The organism is Pseudohalioglobus lutimaris (assembly GCF_002866825.1).
Lineage (GTDB): Bacteria > Pseudomonadota > Gammaproteobacteria > Pseudomonadales > Halieaceae > Halioglobus > Halioglobus lutimaris.
Map to the genome: position 1 here is coordinate 1 of NZ_PKUS01000021.1, position 23,909 is coordinate 23,909.

Annotated in this window: 27 protein-coding genes and 1 tRNA gene; 20 read left to right on the forward strand and 8 right to left on the reverse strand. The window is 57.8% G+C overall.

Annotated elements, in window-relative coordinates:
- The coding region (locus C0039_RS14445; RefSeq protein ID WP_080361393.1) for an EF-Tu C-terminal domain-related protein at positions 1-85 on the forward strand (85 nt) is incomplete at its 5' end.
- A 125-nt stretch (positions 86-210) separates the two neighbouring features.
- On the opposite strand, the gene C0039_RS14450 is transcribed toward C0039_RS14445, so the two are convergent.
- A complete protein-coding gene (locus C0039_RS14450; RefSeq protein WP_075999083.1) occupies positions 211-690 on the reverse strand; it encodes a glutathione peroxidase in 480 nt (159 codons plus the stop codon).
- Between the two features lie 180 nt (positions 691-870).
- Positions 871-2,049, reverse strand: coding sequence for an acyl-CoA desaturase (locus tag C0039_RS14455; protein WP_101518448.1), 1,179 nt, complete (start codon positions 2,047-2,049; stop codon positions 871-873).
- A 187-nt stretch (positions 2,050-2,236) separates the two neighbouring features.
- Here C0039_RS14455 and C0039_RS14460 point away from each other — a divergent pair, with 187 nt between their 5' ends.
- Positions 2,237-3,628 (forward strand): MATE family efflux transporter, encoded by a 1,392-nt coding sequence (locus C0039_RS14460; RefSeq protein ID WP_101518449.1) that lies wholly within the window; start codon positions 2,237-2,239, stop codon positions 3,626-3,628.
- A gap of 22 nt (positions 3,629-3,650) precedes the next feature.
- Here C0039_RS14460 and C0039_RS14465 read toward each other — a convergent pair whose 3' ends face one another.
- From C0039_RS14465 to C0039_RS14480, 4 genes are all read right to left on the reverse strand, one after another.
- Positions 3,651-4,007: a YfeK family protein gene (locus C0039_RS14465; protein WP_101518450.1), complete on the reverse strand. Its 357-nt coding sequence runs from the start codon at positions 4,005-4,007 to the stop codon at positions 3,651-3,653.
- A gap of 4 nt (positions 4,008-4,011) precedes the next feature.
- The gene (locus tag C0039_RS14470) at positions 4,012-4,857 is read right to left on the reverse strand and encodes an endonuclease/exonuclease/phosphatase family protein (RefSeq protein ID WP_075999079.1); all 846 of its coding nucleotides are present in this window, start codon (positions 4,855-4,857) and stop codon (positions 4,012-4,014) included.
- Positions 4,858-4,949: 92 nt separating this feature from the next.
- Positions 4,950-6,293 (reverse strand): glutamine synthetase family protein, encoded by a 1,344-nt coding sequence (locus C0039_RS14475; RefSeq protein ID WP_075999078.1) that lies wholly within the window; start codon positions 6,291-6,293, stop codon positions 4,950-4,952.
- Between the two features lie 108 nt (positions 6,294-6,401).
- A complete protein-coding gene (locus tag C0039_RS14480) occupies positions 6,402-7,247 on the reverse strand; it encodes a helix-turn-helix transcriptional regulator (protein ID WP_075999077.1) in 846 nt (281 codons plus the stop codon).
- Between the two features lie 201 nt (positions 7,248-7,448).
- Here C0039_RS14480 and C0039_RS14485 point away from each other — a divergent pair, with 201 nt between their 5' ends.
- Complete coding sequence (locus tag C0039_RS14485) at positions 7,449-8,495, forward strand: AraC family transcriptional regulator (RefSeq protein WP_165787144.1); 1,047 nt, start codon at positions 7,449-7,451, stop codon at positions 8,493-8,495.
- 62 nt (positions 8,496-8,557) lie between these two features.
- Here C0039_RS14485 and C0039_RS14490 read toward each other — a convergent pair whose 3' ends face one another.
- Both C0039_RS14490 and C0039_RS14495 read right to left on the reverse strand, forming a co-directional pair.
- Positions 8,558-9,145 (reverse strand): lytic transglycosylase domain-containing protein, encoded by a 588-nt coding sequence (locus C0039_RS14490; protein ID WP_075999075.1) that lies wholly within the window; start codon positions 9,143-9,145, stop codon positions 8,558-8,560.
- Between the two features lie 4 nt (positions 9,146-9,149).
- Positions 9,150-10,862, reverse strand: coding sequence for a proline--tRNA ligase (locus tag C0039_RS14495; RefSeq protein WP_101518451.1), 1,713 nt, complete (start codon positions 10,860-10,862; stop codon positions 9,150-9,152).
- Positions 10,863-11,151: 289 nt separating this feature from the next.
- Here C0039_RS14495 and C0039_RS14500 point away from each other — a divergent pair, with 289 nt between their 5' ends.
- The 17 genes from C0039_RS14500 (at position 11,152) to C0039_RS14580 (ending at position 23,694) form a co-directional block, all read left to right on the forward strand.
- Positions 11,152-11,589 (forward strand): HU family DNA-binding protein, encoded by a 438-nt coding sequence (locus C0039_RS14500; protein ID WP_075999073.1) that lies wholly within the window; start codon positions 11,152-11,154, stop codon positions 11,587-11,589.
- Between the two features lie 195 nt (positions 11,590-11,784).
- The gene (locus tag C0039_RS14505; RefSeq protein ID WP_101518452.1) at positions 11,785-12,075 is read left to right on the forward strand and encodes an FmdB family zinc ribbon protein; all 291 of its coding nucleotides are present in this window, start codon (positions 11,785-11,787) and stop codon (positions 12,073-12,075) included.
- Positions 12,076-12,119: 44 nt separating this feature from the next.
- Entirely contained in the window at positions 12,120-13,901 is a 1,782-nt protein-coding gene (gene aspS / locus C0039_RS14510) for an aspartate--tRNA ligase (protein ID WP_101518453.1), read from the forward strand.
- A 25-nt stretch (positions 13,902-13,926) separates the two neighbouring features.
- Positions 13,927-14,670 carry a YebC/PmpR family DNA-binding transcriptional regulator gene (locus tag C0039_RS14515; protein WP_101518454.1) on the forward strand — a complete coding sequence of 248 codons (744 nt, stop codon included), beginning with the start codon at positions 13,927-13,929 and terminating at the stop codon, positions 14,668-14,670.
- 153 nt (positions 14,671-14,823) lie between these two features.
- Positions 14,824-15,342: a crossover junction endodeoxyribonuclease RuvC gene (gene ruvC, locus C0039_RS14520; RefSeq protein WP_075999069.1), complete on the forward strand. Its 519-nt coding sequence runs from the start codon at positions 14,824-14,826 to the stop codon at positions 15,340-15,342.
- A gap of 10 nt (positions 15,343-15,352) precedes the next feature.
- Positions 15,353-15,967: a Holliday junction branch migration protein RuvA gene (gene ruvA, locus C0039_RS14525; RefSeq protein ID WP_075999068.1), complete on the forward strand. Its 615-nt coding sequence runs from the start codon at positions 15,353-15,355 to the stop codon at positions 15,965-15,967.
- Positions 15,964-17,022, forward strand: coding sequence for a Holliday junction branch migration DNA helicase RuvB (gene ruvB / locus C0039_RS14530; protein WP_075999067.1), 1,059 nt, complete (start codon positions 15,964-15,966; stop codon positions 17,020-17,022). The genes ruvA and ruvB overlap by 4 nt, the downstream gene beginning before the upstream one ends.
- Positions 17,022-17,432, forward strand: coding sequence for a tol-pal system-associated acyl-CoA thioesterase (gene ybgC, locus C0039_RS14535; protein ID WP_075999066.1), 411 nt, complete (start codon positions 17,022-17,024; stop codon positions 17,430-17,432). The genes ruvB and ybgC overlap by 1 nt, the downstream gene beginning before the upstream one ends.
- A gap of 19 nt (positions 17,433-17,451) precedes the next feature.
- A complete protein-coding gene (gene tolQ, locus C0039_RS14540; RefSeq protein WP_075999065.1) occupies positions 17,452-18,162 on the forward strand; it encodes a protein TolQ in 711 nt (236 codons plus the stop codon).
- A gap of 36 nt (positions 18,163-18,198) precedes the next feature.
- The gene (gene tolR, locus C0039_RS14545; protein ID WP_075999064.1) at positions 18,199-18,588 is read left to right on the forward strand and encodes a protein TolR; all 390 of its coding nucleotides are present in this window, start codon (positions 18,199-18,201) and stop codon (positions 18,586-18,588) included.
- A 26-nt stretch (positions 18,589-18,614) separates the two neighbouring features.
- The gene (locus C0039_RS14550; protein WP_243391627.1) at positions 18,615-19,349 is read left to right on the forward strand and encodes an energy transducer TonB; all 735 of its coding nucleotides are present in this window, start codon (positions 18,615-18,617) and stop codon (positions 19,347-19,349) included.
- The gene (tolB, locus tag C0039_RS14555; protein WP_207796459.1) at positions 19,349-20,647 is read left to right on the forward strand and encodes a Tol-Pal system beta propeller repeat protein TolB; all 1,299 of its coding nucleotides are present in this window, start codon (positions 19,349-19,351) and stop codon (positions 20,645-20,647) included. Before C0039_RS14550 ends, tolB begins: the two co-directional genes overlap by 1 nt.
- Before the next feature lie 52 nt (positions 20,648-20,699).
- Positions 20,700-21,224 carry a peptidoglycan-associated lipoprotein Pal gene (gene pal / locus C0039_RS14560; RefSeq protein ID WP_101518456.1) on the forward strand — a complete coding sequence of 175 codons (525 nt, stop codon included), beginning with the start codon at positions 20,700-20,702 and terminating at the stop codon, positions 21,222-21,224.
- Between the two features lie 16 nt (positions 21,225-21,240).
- Entirely contained in the window at positions 21,241-22,161 is a 921-nt protein-coding gene (gene ybgF / locus C0039_RS14565) for a tol-pal system protein YbgF (protein ID WP_243391628.1), read from the forward strand.
- 19 nt (positions 22,162-22,180) lie between these two features.
- Positions 22,181-22,849: a 7-carboxy-7-deazaguanine synthase QueE gene (gene queE, locus C0039_RS14570; protein ID WP_075999059.1), complete on the forward strand. Its 669-nt coding sequence runs from the start codon at positions 22,181-22,183 to the stop codon at positions 22,847-22,849.
- 2 nt (positions 22,850-22,851) lie between these two features.
- The gene (queC, locus tag C0039_RS14575) at positions 22,852-23,526 is read left to right on the forward strand and encodes a 7-cyano-7-deazaguanine synthase QueC (protein ID WP_101518458.1); all 675 of its coding nucleotides are present in this window, start codon (positions 22,852-22,854) and stop codon (positions 23,524-23,526) included.
- 92 nt (positions 23,527-23,618) lie between these two features.
- Positions 23,619-23,694: transfer RNA gene (locus C0039_RS14580), tRNA-Lys, on the forward strand.
- The last annotated feature ends 215 nt before the right edge of the window (positions 23,695-23,909 follow it).

Genomic DNA, 23,909 nt, shown 5'->3' on the forward strand with positions numbered 1-23,909 from the left:
TGCGATGGAAGAAGGCCTGCGCTTCGCGATTCGCGAGGGTGGCCGTACAGTTGGTGCCGGTGTCGTCGCCAAAATCATCGAGTAATGTCCCAGTCTCCTCCCTCTCACGGGAGTAGCTGAAACAAAAAAGCCCGGCCATGTGCCGGGCTTTTTGGTGTTAGGCGCGCCGGATCGAGGCCGATCAATCGCCGCCGAGGACCCTCGCCGGTTTCAGTCTAGCAACCTGGCCACATCTTTTTCTATGTCCCCGGGTTTTGCAGTGGGGGCATACCGCTTGACCACCTTCCCTGAAGAATCGACCAGGAACTTGGTGAAGTTCCATTTAATTCGTCCGCCAAGGATGCCCGGTGCCTCGTCTTTGAGGTATTTGAAAAGGGGATCTGTACCGGCCCCGTTCACGTCAATTTTCCCGAACATGGGGAAGGAAACGCCGTAGTTGAGCTGGCAAAACTCCTGTATCTCGTCGTTAGTTCCGGGGTCCTGCTTGCCGAACTGATTGCAGGGAAAGCCGAGTATCTCCAGGCCCTTGTCGCGATACTTCTCATACATCTCCTCGAGCCCGGCGAACTGCGGTGTGAAGCCGCACTTTGAGGCCGTATTGACGATGAGCAGAACCTTGCCATTGAATTCCTCAAGAGGGCGGTCTATGCCGGCCGGATTTTGGCAGGTAAAGTCGTAAACGCTTGTCATGGTGTTACCTCATTGCACAGTGGTGAGTCTGCTGCTGACTGTTGTTAACAGGCCGCATATAGCCGAGTGGCGTTCATGCAGCCAAGTAAAGCAAATATACGTAAAACTGCTGGCCGGGGATCATAGCCATAACCCGAAAAAAATGCTGCCAGGACCCCTTTGTCGGTCAACCGGCTGTGTTCACGCGGGTTGGGCCTGCAGGTTTACCTGTTCCATCAGCAGTTCCAGGCGCTTGCGCTGCATTTTCAGTGAGTACTCCAGTTCCCTGAACTTGGTTCGCAGTGCAGCGCTTTCCCATTTTTGCTGAAGGTGGAACCTCTTTTCGCTAAAGGCGCCGCCGATTTCCGCCTTCTTGGTTTCGTAACGTTCGGCCTGCAATGAGGTCCACTGATTGATGGAATCAGTAAATTGCTGGTACTCGCGCTCCAGTATTGCACGCAGGGATTCGGGGTTTGCGGATGCCTCCAGTTTTGAGCGCGCGCGTTTGAACTGCGTGTCGAGGATGGCGCGCTGTATCTTGAAGTCGGGTATGCGCACCAGGTCCCTGGTCAGTCCGATGCGCGAGCAGCCGTAGATCAGCCATTTGGTGGGATCCCATTGCCACCAGCGGATACCGTTGCGGTAGTCAGTCTGGAAAATATGGTGGTAATTGTGGTAGCCCTCGCCATAGGTGAGGAATGCCAGGAATCCATTGTCGCGGGCGCTATTGCTCTCCGTATAGGGTCTTCTGCCCCAGAAGTGCGCCAATGAGTTGATAAAGAATGTGACGTGATGATTTACGATGAGACGAAACAGGCCAACCAGCAGCAGGGTGCCAATGACGTCCCCCAGGTAGAAGCCCAATAGCAGCGGCAGGCCTACGTTCATCAGCACGGTCAGAGCGATGTAATGCTTGTGCTGGAACATCACCACGGCATCGCGTTGCAGGTCCCTGGCATTGCTGAAATCGGGGTCATTGGTCTGATAGTCGCGCAGCATCCAGCCCATGTGACTAAACCAGAGGCCACGCCCTGCGGAATAGGGGTCACGTTCGTTGTCGTCTACGTAGCGGTGGTGCCGGCGATGATCAGCGGACCAGATGAGAATGCTGTTCTGTAACGCGCCCGCGCCCCATAGTGCATAAAACCATTTGAGAGCGGGGTGTGCCTGATAGGCTTTATGTGACCAGAGACGGTGGTAACCGCCGGTAATGGACAGGCCGTTCAGGTAGAGGAAAACCAGAGCCCATAGCCACTGTGCGGCACTAAAACCGTGATAAAAACCCCAGGCGGGCACCAGAATCAGGGCGGCAATAGGCAGGCCGACAAAGATAATGACGTTAACCGGGTTCAGCGAAGGCTTGTTCGGGGTAGTTGTCATAGCTGGGGTCAGGCCTCCTGGGCACTAAAAGGTTGTGTATATTAACTTTAACTGAGCGAAAAGTCGCCCGGGCAGGTCCAGCCCGCGGGTTCGCTTTGGGCCGCCGCAGGGTTTGGCGGATAGGCGAACACAGTTGGCGTAAACTGAAGTATTATGCCCTCCACTTAAACCAGTCTGAAAACCCCCCATGTCCAGCCAGGCCGTCTTTACCCAGGGTTCAACCATGCGGCATGTGCTGGCCATGACGGCCGCCTCGGCTACCGGATTGCTGACCATGTTTGGGGTGGACATGGTAGATATGTATTTTCTGACCTTGCTGGGCGAGCAAGAACTGGCGGCTGCAGTTGGCTTTGCCGGGACGTTGATCTTTTTTCTGGTAGCCGTCAGCATCGGCCTGCAGATCGCCCTGGGCGCCCTGGTCGCTCGTTCCGAGGGTGCCCGTCGACGGGACCTGGCCAGCCGGTATTGCAGTAGCGGGCTGCTATTCAGCTTCCTGGCGTCCCTGGCCATTAGCCTGCTTGGCTGGCTTTACCTTACTGAACTGCTGCAATTACTTGGTGCTTCGGGCCTCACGCTGGATTACTCCATTCGCTACGCGGGAATACTGCTCCCAAATATGCCGGTACTGGTGCTGGGAATGAGTGTTGCCGCCGGGGTCAGGGCCCTGGGTGACGCGCGGCGTTCAATGTGGGCTACTGTGGCCGGATCCCTGGTCAATGCTGTGCTTGACCCGATCTTTATTTTCACTCTGGATTGGGGTTTGGAGGGAGCTGCCTGGGCCTCTGTTGTCGCTCGCATGGTCGTACTGGGTGTGGCCTGGCATGCCATATTCTATGTACATCGGTTGCCCAGGCGAATCTCGCTGCAGGAATTTATCAGCGACTTACGTCCGCTGATGCGTCTCGCCACGCCTGCCATTCTTACCAACCTGGCGACCCCGTTGGGCGGCAGTTTTGTGTTGCGCACAATGTCCCAGTTCGGTGACGGCGCGGTTGCCGGTGCTGCGATTATGGGGCGTATAACACCGGTGGCTTTCTGTGCGATATTTGCGCTGTCGAGTGCCGTTGGTCCTATTATCGGGCAGAACGCCGGTGCAGGGCGCTATGACCGGGTACGTTCTACCCTGCGCGACGCAATGATTTTCAATGCTGTTTATGTATTGCTGGTCTGGCTGTTGCTGTGGACGTTGGGTGATGCGATTGTGCAAGCCTTCTCCGCCTCTACTGATGCGGCAGAGCTGATTCGGTTTTATTGTGACTTCCTGGTGGGCGCGTTTGTGTTCAACGGTGCGCTGTTTGTGGCCAATGCCAGTTTTAACAATCTTCATCACCCACACTGGGCCACGGGTTTTAATTTTGGCCGTGCACTGTTGGGGACTATCCCCGCTGTCTATTTCGGCGCAAAGTGGTACGGCGCCACCGGCATTCTTGCCGGGGAAGCGCTGGGTGCGCTGGTATTCGGTTTTCTCGCTGTGTTCGCTGCGTTCAGGTTGACCGACCGGCTGGAGCGCGAGCACGTTGCCCTGCCTGAGACAGCAAGCCCCGAGGGGCTGGTGACTGAGCGCCAGCCGCCGCTTTAGGCCGGTCTGCTGCCATGGATTGTCAGGAAGCGCCTTGCCTGTAGGCGTCCAGTGCCTCTTGCAGCCATTCTCCGGAGGGCCGCGTAACGCCATCACAGGTGACAGTGTAGGCTTTGCCGGTCCACGAGCTCTCACTCGCAAGGCGCTCAATGAACTGGTCAGCGTTATTGACGTATTTTCCGCCGCGACGGTACTTCAGGCGCAAATGGTCAGCCGCATCCGCTGAGTCGTGGTCGCTGCCATTGCGGTGAAAGACGCAGCCGCTGGCTTCCACAAATTCGAGCAGGTAGTTAACTTCAGTATCCGCGCTTGTATCTGCCATCGCGGCGCCACAAAACAGCAATACCAGGGTAGCGGCAAGTGATCCAAGCAGGTTCATCCCCTTACATCCTCAGGCTCAATCGAGCGCGCAGGGCGTTGTGGTCCGAGCTGGTAACCGGGACTACCTCTGTGTGCTCGGCGATCAGGCCACGCACATATATGTGGTCTAGCGGGCGTCCGAAGGCGGTAGTGCGCAGGTCCGGTTCGAAGCTCAGCGGTACCAGCCCCAACCCGGACAGTGTTTCGTCCACCAGCCGCTGGCGAGAGTCACTCCAGGTGTTGAAATCGCCAGCGAGAATTGCCGGGCCGTGGTGGCTGGACAACAGCTCCGCCAAAGGGCTCAGTTGGGCATTGAGGTCGGCGATGCCAAAGGTGAAATTCACAGCGTGGAGATTAATCGCCAGCAGGCGTGCCTCACTGCCGATCAGTGCATGTTCGGTAACAGCGGCTGCCTTGGGTGTTCCCAGCCACGGTTCTGAGCGGGTGAAGTTGCACTGCATGGTGGGTGCATGGGTGCTCAGGGTCATGACCCCGGTGCGCTGACTGCTGGTGATATATCCTTCAGCAAAAGACTGGTACAGGGGGCCCGTTGGCTGCAACTCGCCCAGTTGTGCATGCAGTGCAGCCTCCTGGATAAAGGTCAGGTTGCGGTCACCACCAAGGGCCAACAGGTCCTCCATCCAGCCCTGATTGCTGGCCTTCTGGATATTCCAGCTGAGGATTTCCAGGGGAGGGGATAGGGCCTGCCCCTCGGCGACGGGCAACAGGCCCAGGTGATTGGAGCAGGAGCGGGCTTTCGTTGCCAGGTCTGTGGTGCCGGCGGGATCGCTGGCAACCAGCAGAACGGCCAGTAACAAGGCTGCCAGCTTAAGGCGCTGCGGGTCTGTCTTTTGGTTGCTTTTGTCCATGTTGTGCAGTCTGGCACCTGAACTCTCGCAGGTACATGACAAATTACGCCAGAAATCGCCCGGACAGTGGCGCCGCGGGACATGGGCAGAGGCTATAGCTTCTCGAGGAAGGATTGATATTCCAGCAGGGTGATTCGACGCCTGAATTCGGCAATTTCCTGTTCTTTGCTGAGGGTGAAGATCCGCTGCATCTCGTTACCCAGGGCGTTGCGGATAAAGTCTGACTCCTTGAACAGGTTGACCGCATCCGGCATATAGACAGGCAGGCTTGCTTCCTCCTGTGCATAGCCGTCACCTGAGATGGGGTCCCCCGGGGAAAGGTTTTCTGCGATTCCCTCAAGCATTGCTGACAGTACCACTGCGAATAACAGGTAAGGGTTGGCATCAGCGCCGGCGACCCGGTGCTCCAGCCGCCTTGCGGGAGGGTTGCTGGCGGGGACGCGTACCGCAACGGTGCGATTTTCGTACCCCCAGCTGGGGAAGGTCGGTGCGTGGCAGCCCTTCTGAAATCGTCTGTAAGCGTTATAGGTGGGCGCCAGAATCGCCACCGACTCGGCCATGTAGGTCAGGCAGCCACCGATTGCCTGCTGCAATTGTGCTGTACCTTTTTCCGTGCCGTCGTTAAAGATGTTAATGCCCTGATCGTCGAGTACGCTGCAATGTACATGCATACCATTGCCTGCCTCTTCCTCGAAAGGCTTGGCCATGAAGCTGGCAATCAGGTTGTGTTTTGAGGCGACACCTTTTATCAGGCGCTTCATCATCATGATCTGGCGGGCAGCAAGCAGCGGGTCGTCGACATGCTGCATGTTGATTTCGTATTGTGATGGAGCAGACTCCTTGACCACCCCGTCAAAGGGCAGGTCCTGGATTTCGCAGGCCAGGCGCAGGTCTTCCATCATTTCACGATGATCGTTGAGCACATCGAGCCCGTATGTATTACCACCTACCGGACCGCTGCCTGCAGGGGACGGGCAAGTATGGCTGGGAATATCCTTGTCCCAGGTGACCAGGCTGAACTCCAGTTCTGCAGCCACCACCGGCGTCCAGCCCATTTCCTTGAAGCGTTCGGTGACCGCTCTGAGTACATGGCGCGGGTCACCCATATAGGCTGCGCCGTCGGCGTTATACATGGAAAGCATTATCTGGCCATGCTGCCCCTGTGGAGACCAGGGGGTGGGTAGAAGTGAGCCTTCTACCGGGAGGCAGACACCATCCGCATCACCTGTGGCAAATACCAGTTGTTCGACGTCGCGGCCCCAGATATCCAGGCTTAGGGCAGTTTTGGGAAGCTTTAGCTCACCATCAAAAATCTTGGGCAGCTTATGCCTGGGTACCCACTTGCCGCGCATAACCCCATTACAATCAGGTAGCAGGGCCTCGATGGTAGTGACTTCCGGGTGCGCTCGCAGGAACCAGTCGGCTTCTAGCGACATGCGGCGATTTCCATTGTGATGTAATCGAGCACTATCCCCGTGGACAGGCCGTTTGGCAATGCCCCCGATGGGGCAGCAAATAACTGACCGCGCTAGGCGAAACCATGATCATCGCGGCGCCATGTAAACCGTTAGGGGGTCCTCTCCGCCGGCTGCCCCCAGGCACGACATGGCGTTCAGGAAGAGAGAGAAAAGATCGGTCTGGGAATTCACGTCCAGCTTGCGATAAATACTCTTCCGGTGCCTGCGCACGGTTTCCACGGCAATGGACAGGCGGGTTGCGGATGTGTCAGTGCCATAGCCGCGCAGCATGAGTTCCAGCACATCCTTCTCCCTGGGACTTAGCATGGATTCGCCAAACGTGCGAAAGGCAAGATCAATCTGGTGGTCTATACCTGGCTGAATGAGGTGGGTAATGGCGAAGTCATCGTGTTCACTGTGGGATTTGAGCAGCTCCGATATGGGGTCTGCGAGCACATAAAGCGTCTCGTACTCCTCTTCGCTGAAAATGCCGTGCTGCGGCAGGCGCATCATGCTCAGGTTGATCACGCTGCCGCCGCGCAACTTGGCCAGATAAACGGCTTCGTCTACCGTGCCGGTGTTTGAATAGTAGTTCTGGTAGTACTCGGTCCGTTCCAGTTTGCCCAGGGTGATACGGGACAGCCGGTACAAACGCGACCTGGGATTCTGCATGGAGGTCTGGTAGAACGGGTCTTCGCGGTATGGCCCGTCAAGGTATTCATCTATCTGGGAGTGGATCGCAGAACGGGCTATGCGGTGATAGAGCACACGCGGTGGCAGGTCGCGGTGGTACAGCCAGACCTGCGGATAGTCTATCCGTACCTGGCCGTTGATCGCATCAATCAGGGCGGGGAAGAATTCTTCCTGTCCCAGTGCTGCGATTGCGCGAGAAACGTCTCTGTTCCATTGGCTCAGTTGGTTGATGCTTTTCATAGTTAGGCTTATTGTTCTTAGTGCGACCCCGTGCTCATATTGGGCAGGCAGCCCGGCGTTGTCAAACCTTGCGCGATAGCGCGCTGGCCGCTGCAGTCTCGTCACCCGAAATCCCGCTTCGCCTGTTGCCAGTTCGTCTTCTGCAATGCTGCGGGTAAAGGTCTTTCCTATATAATGGCGCGGTATCAAGGAGTTCAGCACTTGCGAGTAAAAAAGAGCACAACTCACAGCTATAACGACACCGTGCCTATGGAGTTCACCAGGGCCTTGCTGGTGCAGGCCCGCGCGTATGACAAGAATGTAGAGGCGATTTTGCAGGCGGCGCGCTTCCCTTTTGACCCTTTGCGCCAGAGTGCCCAGACGGCCTTCGTCTCCAGGGAACAGTACAGTCGCCTGTGTGTGGAACTGGTGAGGGCGCTGGGTGATGAGTCAGGCGGAGTGATGCCGGATGTACGGACTCCTGTGGGGACGACCCGGCTCATTCTGCTCAGTATGCTCAATAGTGCCGACCTGGCCGCGGCGATACGTCGTGCTATCGAATTCAATGCCGCTTGCCGGGTGCGCCGTGGCGCGGAGTTGGTCAATCAGCTGACTGTTGATAACGAGCACAAAGAAGCGACCCTTTCCTATTTGCACGGTGACGATGCGCCTGACGTCCAGCATAGCGTGCTGTGTAACCTGGCCATGTGGATACGCGTCTGTGGTTGGCTGATCGGGCAGCATATTGATATCGCCAGAGCGACCTGCGCTGGTCCCCAGCCCGGAATGAAAGCCGGCGTGAGGCACTTCTTTCCCTGTCCGGTTGCTTATGAGCAGCCGGTCAACTCGGTCACCTTCAGTGTTCGGCACCTGGAGGCGGAGTTAGTGCGTGATGAGGCGCAGCTCCACGAGTTTCTCAAACTGGCTCCCTATCATATTGTTATCGAGCCTCAGGTCAGCCATCTCAGTGTGACCTGTCGCATCCGGGCGATTCTCGGAAACGATTTTTGCAGTGAACTGCCGAGCTTCGAGGAGTTGACCGGTTTGCTCAACATGTCTGCGAGAACGCTGCGCCGACGGTTGGAGAAAGAGGGTACGTCATACCAGCGCATTAAAGACAACGCACGGCGAGATGAGGCGATTACCCTGCTCAGTCGTCATGGGCTGACCGTGAGTGAGGTCGCCGAGCGGGTTGGTTTCTCGGACCCCTCTGCGTTTCACCGTTCTTTCAAAAAGTGGACAGGGCTGTCGCCAGGCTCCTACCGCTAAGCCTGATGCAGGACATGTGCGCGCCACAGCCGGTATTGTCCAGTCGTCCCGAATTGCCCCGTTTATTCTGACCAGTCCAGCGGTTCGGTGCGCCAGTGCCGGCGCCAGGCCCTATAGACCTTGTCCGAATACACCCGCCTGCCAACACTTCCGTTATAACGTGCCAGCGCTTTATGCAGTTTTCCCTGCTCGCGCTGCAGATAGAACTGCAGGATCCGACAGCCGTAGGCGAAGTTGGTCTCGTTTATCGTCAGGTTGTCATCGGGCCGGCCTATTTCATCCTTCCAGAATGGCATCACCTGCATCATGCCCTGCGCGCCCGCGCTGGATACTGCAAATCGATCAAAATGGCTCTCGACTTCGATGACTGCAAGGACCAGCTCGGGCGGCAGTTCTGCCCGGGCGGCAGCTGCGTGGATACCGCGCAGCAGTTCAAGCCTATGGATCGGGTCGTCAACGAAGCGGGCGAGTCTTGCGGACATGTCGACCAGCCAGACCTCTGCATCATAGCGGTCCTCGAAACTGTCTGCGTTGGATATGGCCTGCTCAAGGAAGCTGCGCAACTCCTCTCGTTCCTGCTCATCCGCCGGCTGTGCCAGTGCGCTGATCACCAGCAGGTGAGACAGGAAAAGACTCAGTAACAGCCTCATGGGGTCAGCCCTTGAGCTTCTCCAGCAGGAAGTCGACGATCTCAGCCTGCGGGATCAGCTGGGAATCCCCATCACTGCGCCCTTTGTACTCGATGTTCTGCTCAGCCAGCGCACGGTCGCCGATGACGATGCGGTGGGGGATACCGATTAACTCCATATCGGCGAATTTGACTCCCGGGCGTTCGTTGCGGTCATCCAGCAACACGTCTACACCGGCAGAGCGCAGTTGCTGATAGATTTCCTCTGCGCAGGCAGCTACCGCCGGGGACTTTTGCATGTTGAGTGGCACGATCGCCATTTGGAAGGGTGCCATGGCCGCGGGCCAGATAATGCCCCTGTCGTCATGGTTCTGCTCGATTGCCGCCGCCACCACGCGGCTCACGCCTATGCCGTAGCATCCCATGGTCATCGTGGCGCTCTTGCCGTTTTCGTCCAGTACCTGCGCCTTCATTGCCTCACTGTACTTTGTCCCCAGTTGGAAAATATGTCCTACTTCGATGCCGCGTTTGATCTGCAACAGACCTTCGCCGTCAGGGCTGGGATCTCCCTCCATGACATCGCGCAAGTCCTCCACGCGGCCCAGCGGGCAGTCGCGCTCCCAGTTTACGCCCGTATAGTGAAAGCCATCCTTGTTCGCGCCGCAACTGAAGTCCGCCATGATCGAGGCGCTGCGATCGGTGACCACTTCTATACCCAGGCCAACCGGCCCGAGTGAGCCGAAACCGGCACCACAGGCCTTGCGCACAGCTTCTTCGTCGGCCATTTGTAGTGGCGCGGCGATGCCGTCTATTTTCTCCGCCTTGATGGCGTTGAGCTGATGATCTCCGCGCAGTACCAGGGCCACCAGGCTGCCTTCATCTTCGCCGTGGACCACCAGGGTCTTCACCGACATGGAGGGGTCGCCGGACAGCAGTTGAGCGAGTTCTTCGATAGTTTTCACCCCGGGTGTGGCGATCTCTTGCAGTTCTGCGCCGGGGGCGGGGCGAGGGGTGGCCGGCGTCACCGCCTCGGCCATTTCGACATTGGCTGCGTAATCGCTGGTGTCAGAGAAGGCAATATCATCCTCACCTGAATTCGCAAGTACATGGAATTCATGGGAGGCGTTACCGCCGATGCTCCCTGTATCGGCAATTACCGGGCGGAAGTCCAGTCCCAGGCGGGTGAAAATACGTGTATAGGTGGCGTGCATGACCTGGTAGGTGTCTTCCAGTGAGGCCTGGTCCACGTGGAAGGAGTATGCATCCTTCATGAGAAACTCGCGTGACCGCATGATGCCGAAGCGGGGTCGTATTTCGTCGCGCACCTTGGTCTGTATCTGGTACAGGTTGAGCGGTAGCTGTTTATAGCTCTTTATTTCATTGCGGACCAGGTCGGTTACCACTTCTTCGTGGGTCGGGCCCAGGCAAAAATCACGGTCGTGACGGTCCTGGATACGCAGCAATTCGGGACCATATTGCTCCCAGCGTCCGGACTCTTCCCACAACTCCGCTGGCTGAACCACGGGCATTGATACTTCCTGGGCGCCGGAACTGTCCATTTCCTCGCGCACGATGTTCTCCACCTTACGCAGCACCCGCAGTCCCAGTGGAAGCCATGTATAGAGCCCCGCAGCGATTTTGCGGATGAGTCCTGCGCGCAGCATCAGCTGGTGACTGACAACCTCGGCGTCGGAAGGCGTTTCTTTTTGGGTGGCGATAAGAAAATTACTGGTGCGCATGACGGCAGCTTGATCCGATAGGGGAAACAGGGCTCTATTCTAGTGGCGAAGTCTGCTCGGGTAAACGTCGACGCTACAGCGGCTTCGGTGTCCGGTTTCCCTAAAATGCGCCACGACGCTTAAAAAAAAGGGTTTTTTTTACCCTCGATGCGGGAAAGTACTTGTATTGCAGCATATTATTAGTTATACCTTGCCCTGTGGTGTGTTGTCAGGCCGGTGGTTTAGGGGCTGCAGTGCAGCAGATCATATCCAAGACTCACGTTCACTATTAGGGAAGGTCGAAAATAAAATGGCGACTAAGAAAGCAGCAGCGAAGAAGAAGGCTCCGGCCAAGAAGAAAGTAGCGGCGAAAAAGGCTCCCGCCAAGAAGAAGGTGGCAGCCAAGAAAGCGGCTCCTGTGAAGAAGGCCCCGGCCCTCAAGGACAAAATGACCAAGAGCCAGATTGTTGCCAGCCTCGCGGAGAGCACTGATCTGAGCAAGAAGCAGGTCAATGCCGTCCTCGATGATCTGAATACACTGATCGAGCGCAGCATCAAGAAGCGTTCAGTGGGTGAGTTCACGATCCCGGGCGTTATGAAAATCACCACAGTGAAGAAGCCTGCCCGCAAAGCGCGCAAGGGCATCAATCCCTTCACAGGTGAAGAGACCGTCTTCAAAGCGAAGCCTGCCAGCACGGCAGTCAAAATTCGCCCATTGAAGAAGCTGAAGGAATTTGCGGCTTCCTGAGCGCTGTTTCCTGACCTGATTGCCCCGGGAGGCTTCCGGGGCGGTCAGGGAGAAGTCCCACATCGTTTGCACCGTCCGGTGCATGGGTTTCTTTCCCTTGGAGTTTGCTGCTCCTGAGCTTGGCCTGCCAACCCGCTTGGGTTAAAATCCGCGCCTTAATTTTTCCTTCTGATTGTTTTATTGGTGGGTAATACCATGCCGATCTATGAGTACCAGTGCCAGAAATGTGGTGGGGAGATCGAGGCGTTGCAGAAAATTAGTGATGCGCCGCTGACAGATTGCCCCGAGTGCGGTGCGCCGGAGTTAAAGAAAAAGGTTTCGGCAGCGGCTTTTCGCCTGAAGGGCGGCGGCTGGTATGAGACCGATTTTAAAACTGGCAGCAAGAAGAACCTGCACGGCGCGGCGGAATCTGCCGGCTCCGCTGCCGGTGACAGCAAGAAAGATAGTAAGAAAGACAGTAAGAGCGACGGCAAAACGTCAGCTTGAAGGCCGGCCCTGGTGCCGGACAGCCATTATTACGGAATCGAATTATGCGCAGTCATTATTGTGGCGCCCTGGGCACCGCCAACATCGACGAAACGGTCACCATCTGTGGTTGGGTGGATCGTCGCCGTGATCACGGCGGTGTCATCTTCCTGGACATGCGGGACAGGGGAGGTATCGTCCAGGTCGTATTCGATCCGGATACGAAAGAGCATTTCCAGCGGGCAGACCGGGTGCGCAGTGAGTTTGTTTTAAGAATCACCGGTCGTGTTCGGTCACGCGGCGAGGGCACAGTGAATCCCAATATGCCAACGGGAGAGATCGAGATCCTCGGCAAGGAACTGGAAATTCTCAACAGTGCGGCGACACCGCCTTTCCAGCTCGACGAGCATACGGCCGTGGGCGAGGAAGTGCGCCTGCACTATCGCTACATGGACCTGCGTCGCCAGGAGATGCAGGAAAAACTGATCACCCGCTCGCGCATCACTTCCTCGGTGCGCAATTTCCTCGACAGCGAAGGCTTTCTTGATATCGAGACACCTATTCTGACCCGGGCCACCCCGGAGGGCGCACGTGACTACCTGGTCCCCAGTCGCACACATCCGGGCCAGTTTTTTGCGCTGCCTCAGTCGCCCCAGTTGTTCAAGCAGTTACTCATGGTGTCGGGGCTTGATCGCTACTATCAAATAGCGCGCTGCTTCCGGGATGAAGACCTGCGCGCCGACCGGCAGCCGGAATTTACCCAGATTGACATTGAAACGTCTTTCTGCAGTGAACAAGAGATCATGGATATTACCGAGCGTATGGTGCGCGAGGTATTCCGCACGGTGCTTGACACGGAGCTGCCTGAATTTCCGCACATGCCTTATAGCGAGGCCATGGAGCGATACGGTTCGGACAAGCCGGACCTGCGTATCGACATGGAGCTGGTCAGCGTCGATGACCTGATGCAACAGGTCGACTTCAAGGTGTTCCGTGGGCCTGCCGATGACGCCGCAGGCCGGGTTGCCGCTTTGCGCGTCCCTGGTGGGGCGTCGATCAGCCGCAAGGAAATCGATGATTACACCCGCTATGTCTCTATTTTTGGTGCCAAGGGGCTGGCCTGGATCAAGGTCAACAATCTGGCGGCGGGTGTCGAGGGACTGCAGTCACCTATTCTCAAGTTCATGCCGGATGAAGTGGTCATGGAAATGATGACCCGCCTGGATGCGGGCGACGGCGACATTATCTTCTTTGGCGCGGACAAGGCCAAAACCGTCAATGAGGCCCTGGGTGCGCTGCGCATTAAAGTGGCTGAGGACCAGGGCATGGTTGGCGAGGGCTGGGCGCCGCTATGGGTGGTGGACTTCCCCATGTTTGAAGATGATGGCAAAGGAGGGTTAACACCCTTGCATCATCCTTTTACCGCCCCCTCCTGCACAGTCGAAGAGTTACAGGCCAACCCTGCAGAGGCGCTCTCGCGCGCCTACGATATGGTCCTGAATGGGTGTGAGCTTGGCGGGGGTAGCGTGCGTATCCACCAACGTGACATGCAAGAGGTGGTTTTCCGTGTGCTTGGTATCGATGACGCAGAAGCTAATGAGAAGTTTGGTTTCCTGCTGCAGGCGCTGCAGTATGGTGCGCCTCCCCATGGGGGGCTCGCCTTTGGTCTGGATCGGATGGTCATGCTGATGACTGACTCCAGCTCCATACGAGACGTGATTGCTTTCCCCAAGACGCAGACTGCCCATTGTGCCATGACCGACGCCCCCGGCGATGTGAGCGCAGAGCAGCTGCGCGATCTGAATATCCGCTTGCGGCAGACTACCGAGGTTGTGGTAGACCCCTGAGGTCAGGCGGAGACTGGAGGTATTTGTGGCGGGTCACAGTAAATGGGCGAACATCAAGCATCGCAAGGCAGCTCAGGACGCCAAGCGCGGCAAGGTGTTTACCAAGCTGATTCGCGAATTGGTGGTCGCTGCAAAACAGGGCGGTCCGCTCCCCGAGGATAACCCGCGGCTGCGCGCCGCCGTCGACAAGGCGCTGGGCGCCAATATGACCCGGGACACCATCGATCGCGCCATCGCTAGAGGCGCGGGCACCAACGACGCCGATGACATGGAAGAGCTGACCTATGAAGGTTATGCCGCCGGTGGGGTCGCTGTGCTTGTTGAGGTCATGACAGACAACCGGAACCGCACAGTGGCTGAAGTGCGTCATGCATTCAGCAAGCGCGGCGGTAACCTGGGGACTGACGGTTCCGTCGCCTACCTGTTCAGCCGGGTTGGCGAGATTGCCTTTGCGCCCGGAGTGGACGAGGAGCAGGTCCTGGAGCCCGCACTGGAGGCCGGGGCCGAGGATGTCGTCACCCATGACGACGGCTCCATTGATGTAATTACACCCTGGGAAGACTTCTCCGAGGTGAAAGCAGCGCTGGAGCGGGCCGGCCTGGTGCCGCAAGGCGGAGAAGTAACCATGGTTGCAGCCACCCTGGTCACTCTGGACCCCGACGGCGCGGCGAAGGTCATAGGCCTGGTAGACGCACTGGAAGAGCTGGACGATGTGCAGAACGTTTATACCAATGCGGATATCCCCGATGAAGTGCTCGCCCTGCTCTGACCTTGTATGTCCTCAGTGGCCCAGGACAGCGGTGATTTACCAGTGTGCTTTGCCTGACCGGCGATCAATCGCTGACAATAGCAGCATTCGATGCTGACCCAGCCTGTAAATTTGTACATAATAAGTTAACGGGGCACAGTGCGCGGAAATTCAATGTCGCTGATTCTGGGAATCGATCCGGGTTCCCGCAAAACCGGCTTTGGCATTATCAATTATGTGTCCGGCCGCAGTGAGTATGTCACCAGCGGCGTCATCCGCCTGCCGGGGGGTGATCTCGCGCCGCGACTTAAGATTATTTTCGACAGCGTCACTGAACTGGTGCAGCTTCATTGCCCTCAGGAGCTGGCTATTGAACAGGTGTTCATGGCAAAAAGCGCGGGCTCCGCGCTCAAGTTGGGCCAGGCACGCGGCGCCGCCATCGTTGCCTGTGCAACTCGCGGGATGGATGTGGCAGAGTACTCCGCAAGGCAGATAAAACAGTCGGTAGTCGGCACCGGTGCCGCAGACAAGAGTCAGGTACAGCATATGGTAAAGGTACTGCTCAAGCTGCCGGCGGAGCCCCAGGAGGATGCGGCGGACGCCCTGGCTGCAGCCTTGTGTCACGCCCATACCCAGCAAAGTATGATCAATATTGCCGGTGCCAGGTCAGTGCGTCGGCGCAGGCTGCGTTAGGCAGGTTCAGATGATAGGTAGAATTAGAGGTAACCTGGTACATAAGCAGCCGCCGGATATCCTGGTGGAGGTTGGGGGTGTCGGCTATGAGCTGCAGGTACCCATGACAACGCTGTTTCTGCTGCCGGAACTGGGGGCGGAAGTATCCCTGGTGACGCATTTCGTGGTTCGGGAGGACGCACAGCTTCTCTACGGCTTTATAGATGAGCGTGACCGGGCGCTGTTCAGGCAACTGATTAAAGTCAGTGGGGTAGGTCCCAAGCTGGCGTTGACTATTTTGTCCGGCATGGACTCCGCAAGTTTTGCACGCTGTGTGCAGCGCGACGATATTTCTTCCCTGGTGGCGCTGCCGGGCGTTGGTAAAAAGACGGCAGAACGACTGCTGGTTGAAATGCGCGACAAGTTGAAAGACTGGCTTGGCCAGTTGCAGACTGAGCTGCCTGCCGGTGCTGAAAAGCCGGGTGAGCCCGGCGCAGACAGGATCGCTGACGCAGAGAGCGCGCTGATTTCGCTGGGTTACAAGCCGGCGGATGCGGCGCGGGTGGTCGCCTCTGTTAATGATGACTCGGTGAGCGATAGTGAAGAGCTTATTCGGCGCGCACTCAAGTCCATGGTCAGCGCATGATCGAAACCGATCGCCTGATTGCAGCGGAGCCTGAAAATCCCCGCGAGGAGGCCCAGGACCGGGCTATCCGACCCAGGACGCTGGCCGAATATGTCGGACAGAATGTGGTTCGGGAGCAGATGGCGATTTTTCTGGAGGCGGCAAGTGGCCGTGGCGAACCGCTGGACCATACCCTGATCTTTGGCCCGCCCGGGCTGGGCAAAACCACCCTGGCGAGCATCATCGCCAACGAAATGGGCGTTGCACTGAAGACAACGTCGGGGCCAGTGCTGGAGAAGGCCGGGGATATTGCCGCACTGATGACCAACCTGGAACCCGGCGATGTGCTATTTATTGACGAGATTCACCGCCTCAGCCCCTTCGTGGAGGAGGTGCTGTACCCGGCTATGGAAGACTATCAGCTGGATATCATGATCGGCGAAGGGCCGGCGGCGCGTTCGATCAAGCTCGACCTGCCTCCTTTTACCCTTGTCGGTGCGACCACCCGGGCGGGACTGCTCACCTCGCCTTTGCGGGACCGGTTCGGCATTGTGCAGCGCCTGGAATTCTATGAAGTGGCCGATCTTGCCCATATTGTAGAGCGGTCGGCCAATATTCTGCAGATAGGAATAGACAAGCGGGGTGCGTCGGAAATTGCCCGCCGCTCACGGGGGACGCCGCGAATCGCCAACAGATTGTTGCGAAGGGTTCGGGATTACGCCGAGGTCAAGGCAGATGGACATATCTCCGCTGAAGTCGCTGACCGTGCCCTGGATATGCTCAGCGTGGACCAGCAGGGTTTCGATCATCAGGATCGGCGCTTGCTGCTGGCCATGATTGAGAAGTTCGATGGTGGTCCGGTGGGTGTGGACAGCCTGGCGGCCGCAATTTCTGAGGAGCGCGGCACGATTGAGGACGTACTGGAGCCTTACCTCATACAGCAGGGATACATGGTGCGTACACCCCGCGGTCGTATGGTGACGCGAAATGCCTACCTGCACTTTGGATTGCCACAGCCCGGAGGGCGAGAAAACGGTAATTTGCCACTGAATCCCGGTGAAGAGGGTCAGGCCTGATGGCAGGCGAGGAATTTTCCCTGCCGCTGCGAGTCTATATCGAGGATACTGACGCCGGCGGCATCGTTTACTACGTCAATTATTTGAAATTCATGGAGCGAGCGCGAACCGAGCTGATGCGTTCGCTTGGTTTTGGCAAGGATTACATTTTTACTCACGACCTGATGTTTGTAGTCCGTGATGTAGCGGTGAAATATCTCAAGCCGGCGCAGCTGGATGATCAATTGCGGGTGACAGCGGTGATCACCATGCTGGGCGGGGCTTCCATGACCATGGAGCAGGCGATACGGCGGGACAATGAAGTGCTCGCCAGGGGCCAGGTGACGATCGCCTGCGTCGAGCGTGCGGGGGTGAGACCCCGGCGCCTGCCCGAAGATATGCGCGAGCGTCTTGCTCCGCTGGCACGATAGACCAATAGAGGATGCTGAATTGGAAGAGCAATTAGGCCTGATAGACCTGGTGATAAACGCCAGTATCACCGTGCAACTGGTGATGGCTATATTGATGGGGGCATCGTTTCTTTCGTGGTACATGATTGTGCAAAGGTTTATCTACCTGCGCACTGCGCGCGAAGAAATGTATGATTTTGAAGAGCGCTTCTGGTCGGGGATTGACCTCGCGCAGCTCTATCGTGAAGGCAACGAGAAGGCGGCGGATGGCAATGCTATCCTGGGAATGGAGAGTATTTTTCGCGCCGGCTTCAAGGAGTTCTCTCGTCTGGCCCAGCAGTCTGAAATGGACTCCGAGGCGATACTTGAGGGCTCGCGCCGGTCAATGGGCGTGGCACTGATGCGCGAGGAGGAGCGTCTGGAGCGTCATTTGCCGTTCCTGGCCTCGGTCGGCTCTACCAGCCCTTACATTGGCTTGTTTGGCACGGTCTGGGGGATTATGCATTCCTTTCGCGGCCTGGCCAATGCCACCCAGGCAACCCTTGCCACGGTGGCACCCGGTATATCCGAGGCACTGATAGCCACCGCTATGGGTTTGTTTGCCGCGATACCCGCGGTCCTGGCCTATAACCGCTATTCCGCAAAGGTGGAGGTTTTCAGTAACCGCTACGACACGTTTGTCGACGAATTCTCCAGCATTCTTTCCCGTCAGGCCTATGCCTTGCGGGCCCGTGAGAAGCGTGGGGAGTAAGCACAGGTGAGCAGGAGTCGCGGCAAGCGCAAGCCCATGTCCGAGATCAATGTGGTGCCCTACATTGATGTGATGTTGGTGCTGTTGATTATCTTCATGGTCACCGCACCCATGCTGATGCAGGGGGTGAAAGTAGACCTGCCGGAGGCCTCGGCAGACCCGGTGGAGAATCAGGATAGCGAGCCAGTGATTGTTTCCGTTAACGCCAGTGGGCAACTGTTTCTGAACCTCGGAAACGAGGAGCAGGTGCTGGCGCTGGCCACCATCAAGGACCGGGTCGCCAAAGTGATGAAGCGCAATCCGCAGAAGCCGGTGCTGATCTGGGGTGATGAGGCAGTGCCCTACGGCCAGGTGGTTACGGTCATGGTGGCCCTGCAGCAGGCTGGTGCCCCCAGCGTTGGCCTGGTAACCGAGAACCCCCAGTGAGCTCGGACTCTGTATACGGGAGGCCGGTGACGCCGCGAATCGTGGTGCGCCCGGCACTGGCGTCTTTGGCCCTGCACGGCCTGTTGCTGGCAGCACTCACCCTGAACTGGATCAGTGCTGAGCCAGAGGTGATCAAGGTCAAACCCGTGCCCAAGGTCATCAATGCCCGCCTGGTAGACGTCAGTGAATTCCAGAAACCCAAACCTGCGCCCAAGCCCAAGGCGGCTGCCAAACCCAAGCCAAAGGTAGCGAAGCCAAAGCCGAAACCCCAGCCCAAGCCCAAGCCAAAACCGGCACCGGCCAAGCCCAAACCGGCCCCCAAGGTGAAGGTGGAACCGAAAGTCGAGCCCAAACCGGAGCCGCGTATAACTGAGGCAGAACTGGCCGCGATAACCCGCGCCGATATGCTGCGCAACCTCGAAGCCGAGGAAGAGGTGCTGGAGGCAACCGCTACGGCGGAGGAAATGGCCGCCAGTTATGCAGCGCTGATTCAACAGACCGTCGTTAACTACTGGAGCCGCCCGCCCAGTGCACGCAACGGCATGGAGGCCATCCTGGAAGTACAGCTGGTGCCTACAGGTGAGGTGGTGAGCGTTAAGGTGCTCAAAGGCAGTGGTAATATGGCATTTGACCGATCGGCCATGATTGCGGTGGAAAAAGCAGGAAGCTTCCCGGAGCTGCGCAACCTGCCCACCCGGGAATTTGAGAGAATGTTCAGAAGATTCAACCTGCGATTCAAACCAGAGGACTTGCGTTACTGATGAAACGGCTGATGTTGGCGATTGCGCCATTATTGCTTGCCCTTGCTGCACTGGATGCCCGGGCGCAACTTACCATTGAGATCACCCAGGGTATGGATAACCCTACAGCGATAGCGGTGGTGCCTTTTGCCTGGCAGGGCTCTGGCACCGCGCCTGAAGACGTTGCCTGGGTGGTTGACTCCGACCTGGCGCGCAGCGGTCAGTTTGCGCCCGTCGCAAGGTCCGACATGCTCGGCCGCCCGAGTACCCAGAAGGATATTTTCTATCGGGACTGGCGTGCGATCGAGTCGGAGTATCTGCTCATTGGCAGGGCCTCGGCAGAGGGCGCCCAGATGCGCATTGAATATGAACTCTACGACGTGAACCGCCAGAAGATGGTGCACAGCGGTGTTGAGACTGGGCCGGCGAACGAGGCCCGCATGCTTGCTCACCGGGTGTCGGACGCAGTGTACGAAAAACTGACGGGTATTACCGGGGCCTTTGCGACACGCCTGCTATACGTTTCAGTGACGCGCGTACCGGGGGGCAAGGATTACTATCGCCTGACGCTGGCGGACTCCGATGGCGCGCGTCCCATTGTTCTGCTTGAGTCCAGGGAGCCGGTGCTGGCACCGGGATGGTCACCCGACGGCTCGCAGATCTCCTATGTGTCATTCGAAACCGGTCGCCCGGCCATCTACCGCCAGAATCTGGCAACGGGTACGCGCGAGCAGTTGACCAATTTCAAGGGCCTGAATGGTGCGCCGGCCTGGTCGCCGGATGGCAACACCATGGCGATGGTCCTGTCCAAGGATGGCAGCCCCGACATATACCTGATGAACCTGTCCACCAAGAAGCTCACACGAGTAACGCGCCACTACGCGATTGACACCGAGCCGACCTGGATGCCGGATGGGCGCTCGCTGCTGTTTACCTCTGACCGGGGTGGTCGTCCGCAGATCTACCGCTATGATCTGCGCACTGGCACCACCGAGCGCGTCACCTTTGAGGGGGGCTATAATGCTCGCGCCCGGGTCGCGCAGGATGGTCGTAATGTGGTGATGGTGCATCAGCAGAGCGGCCGTTTTCACATCGCAATTCTCGACCTCGTGACCAATCGCTTGCAGGTGCTCACTTCCACTGAATTGGATGAAAGTCCCAGTATCGCCCCCAATGGCTCTATGGTATTGTACGCAACGAAACGCGGAGACCGTGGCATTCTTGCTGCGGTTTCGGTTGATGGGGGAGTGAAATTCCGGTTGCCCTCGCGAGAAGGCGATGTGCGCGAGCCGGCTTGGTCACCTTATATGGGCCGATAGTCCGGCCCGTGATGAAAGATTTTAACAACTACGTACTTGAAGGAAGGGTTATATGAGACATCTACCTGTTGCCGGTAAAACCGTATCTGTGCTGTTCGCCGCAGCGCTTCTGGCAGCTTGTTCCGGCAGCGCCAAGAAGGAAGAGGAAGAAGCCGCTGCCGCTGCTGCTGCCGCTGCTGCTGCCGCCCAGGCTGAACAACAGGCTGCCAGTGCCGCCGCCGCAGCCGAACAACAGCGTCTGCTTGATGCTGCTTCCGCTTACGGGAATGTGTTCTATTTTGACTTTGACAGCTACAACCTCAAGCCTGAGGCGCTGGAAGCACTGGATGCCCATATCGCTGCGCTGCAGGGTTCCGAAGCCACCGTTCGCCTGGAAGGGCATACGGATGAGCGCGGCACGCGCGAGTACAACATGGCCCTGGGTGAGCGCCGTGCCAACGCAGTGCGCGACTACATGGTGGTCAATGGTGTTCCCAGCTATCGCATCGAGTCGGTGAGCTACGGTGAAGAACGCCCGATCGCATACGGTTCGGGCGAGTCCAACTGGTCTCAGAACCGGCGCGTTGAACTGAAGTAACCCGCCTATGGCAAACATGAGCAAACTGCTTATGGCAAGCGGGCTGGTCCTTTTGACCGGCCCGTTCTGCTTCATGGCCCAGGGCCAGGACTATGTTGACGTGGAAGCGGAGCGTGCTGCCAGGGCGGGATCTTCTGCGCCCGCTGCGGTCACTCCCCAGTCTTCTCCTGGCCCCGCAAGCGACCCGTATGGCGTTCAGCCCACACGGTCTTATCCGGCAACCAGCTATGGCCTGAACAGGGCGCCGGCCGCGCCGGCTACCACCAGTGCTCCCGCGCCGGCCACCTCTGGTGGGCAAAATGTGGGCACTCTGTTCTTGCAGATGCAACAGCTCCAACAGGAGGTGATGCGTCTTAACGGGATGGTTGAAGAGCAGGCCAACGAGTTGCGCAAGTTAAAGGCGCAAAGCCTGGAACGTTATGTTGACCTCGATAAGCGGATTAGCGGTATGGGCCCAGGCTCAGCCGCATCGGTGGCTTCTGGCGATAATACGCCCAGCGTGGCCACCGCGCCGGCGCAGCCAATGGCTTCAGGCCAGGGCGCATCGCTTCCGGGGGAGTCTGACGCTTACCGCAGTGCTTATTCGCTGGTGCGCGGTCAGCAGTTCGGTCAGGCCGTAGACGCCTTCACGCAGTTTCTGCGTAATTTCCCAGACGGCAAGTATGCTCCCAACGCCCATTACTGGCTTGGTGAGTTGTACCTGGTTATTGATCCACCAGACCTGGAGGCATCACGGCAGTCTTTCTCCCTGCTGCTCAGCCAGTATCCGGACAACGCCAAGGCGCCGGACGCCATGTACAAGTTAGGCAAGGTGCAGTATCTCAAGGGGAATCGCGAAAAATCGCGCGAGTATCTTGAACGGGTGGTGCGGGACTACGGCAACACCAATAGCTCGGCGGTCAAGCTGTCCAGAGATTTTCTCGAAGAGAATTTCTAGGCCGCGCCCGGAGTAGAGCATGTCCCCCAGCCTGGTTCACAGCGACGATGCCCTGCGCATCACAGAAATCTTTTACTCCTTGCAGGGCGAAACCCGTACCATGGGTCTGCCCACTGTGTTCGTGCGTCTCACCGGTTGCCCCCTGCGCTGTACCTACTGCGATACCGAGTACGCCTTCAGTGGCGGAGAGCTGTTGGCGCTGGAGGACATTCTCAATACGGTTGGCGGCTATAACCCGCGCTATGTCACGGTTACCGGCGGGGAGCCACTTGCCCAGCCCAACTGTCTTTCCCTGTTGGAGCGCCTCTGTGATGCGGGCTACGAAGTCTCGCTGGAAACCGGCGGCGCCATCAGCCTTGTCGGGGTAGACCCCAGGGTCATCACGGTGCTGGACCTAAAGACGCCTGGTTCGGGAGAGATGCAGCGTAACGATTACGCCAATATCCCCCTGTTACGTGAGCACGACCAGGTCAAATTCGTGATCTGTGATCGCCAGGACTATGAATGGGCGCGGTTCAAGCTGGATGAACTGGGACTGCAGGGCAGGGTGTCTGAGCTGTTGTTCTCTCCCAGTCACGGCAGCCTCCAGGGTAGACAACTGGCGGAGTGGATACTGGAAGACAACCTGCCCGTGCGCTTGCAACTGCAGTTGCACAAAATCCTTTGGAACGACCAACCCGGACATTGAACATGAGTGAGCAACGCGCCGTAATCCTGGTATCCGGTGGTCTGGATTCGGCCACCGTGCTGGCCATGGCGCGTGCCGAGGGATATGCCTGCTATACCCTGAGCTTTGACTATGGCCAGCGCAATCGTGCCGAATTGCAGGCGGCGGAGCGCGTATCCGCCTCGTTGGGCGATGTTGAGCACAAGGTAGTCAGGCTTAACCTGGACAGTATTGGCGGCTCCGCCCTTACCGATGCGGCCATCGATGTGCCCGAGAGCCTGACCGAGGGCATTCCAGTGACCTACGTGCCCGCCCGCAATACGATTTTCCTGTCCATAGGCTTGGGCTGGGCCGAGGTGCTGGGTGCGCAGGATATTTTTATCGGCGTCAATGCCGTGGATTACTCCGGGTACCCTGATTGTCGGCCCGAGTACATTGCCGCATTCGAAACCATGTCTAACCTGGCCACGCGAATTGGCGTTGAGGGGCGCAAAACAACGATTCACACCCCGCTGATGAAACTGGGAAAAGGCGAGATTATCCGCGCGGGCCTTGACCTGGGATTGGATTATTCGCTCACCGTTTCCTGCTATCAGGCAAGCGTCGAGGGTTTTGCCTGTGGCAAGTGCGACAGCTGCCGTCTGCGCCGACAGGGCTTCGTGGATGCGGGGGTGAAAGACCCCACCCGGTATATCTAAGCTGCTGATTCCGGTCGCTTTTCAGCGCGAAAAAAAATGGCCCCCGGTATTGAGTTTTATCTACAAATCCGTAAGATACGCTCCTCTTCTGAGGGTCGTTAGCTCAGTTGGTAGAGCAGTTGGCTTTTAACCAATTGGTCACTGGTTCGAATCCAGTACGACCCACCATTTAAACGGAAACGGTCACCCATCGGGTGGCCGTTTTTGTTTATGGGGTTGGTTCGTCTGGGGCGAAGCACTGTTCGATAAAACGCGACCAAAGGAGCGTTTTCGACGCCGCAGCGCCCCGCAGGGGGCACAACGCGGGAGGCAACCGCGTTGTGATCAATCCAGTACGGCTCTTCCCCATTAAGGGGGGATGCACCGATATTCACTAAACCCGG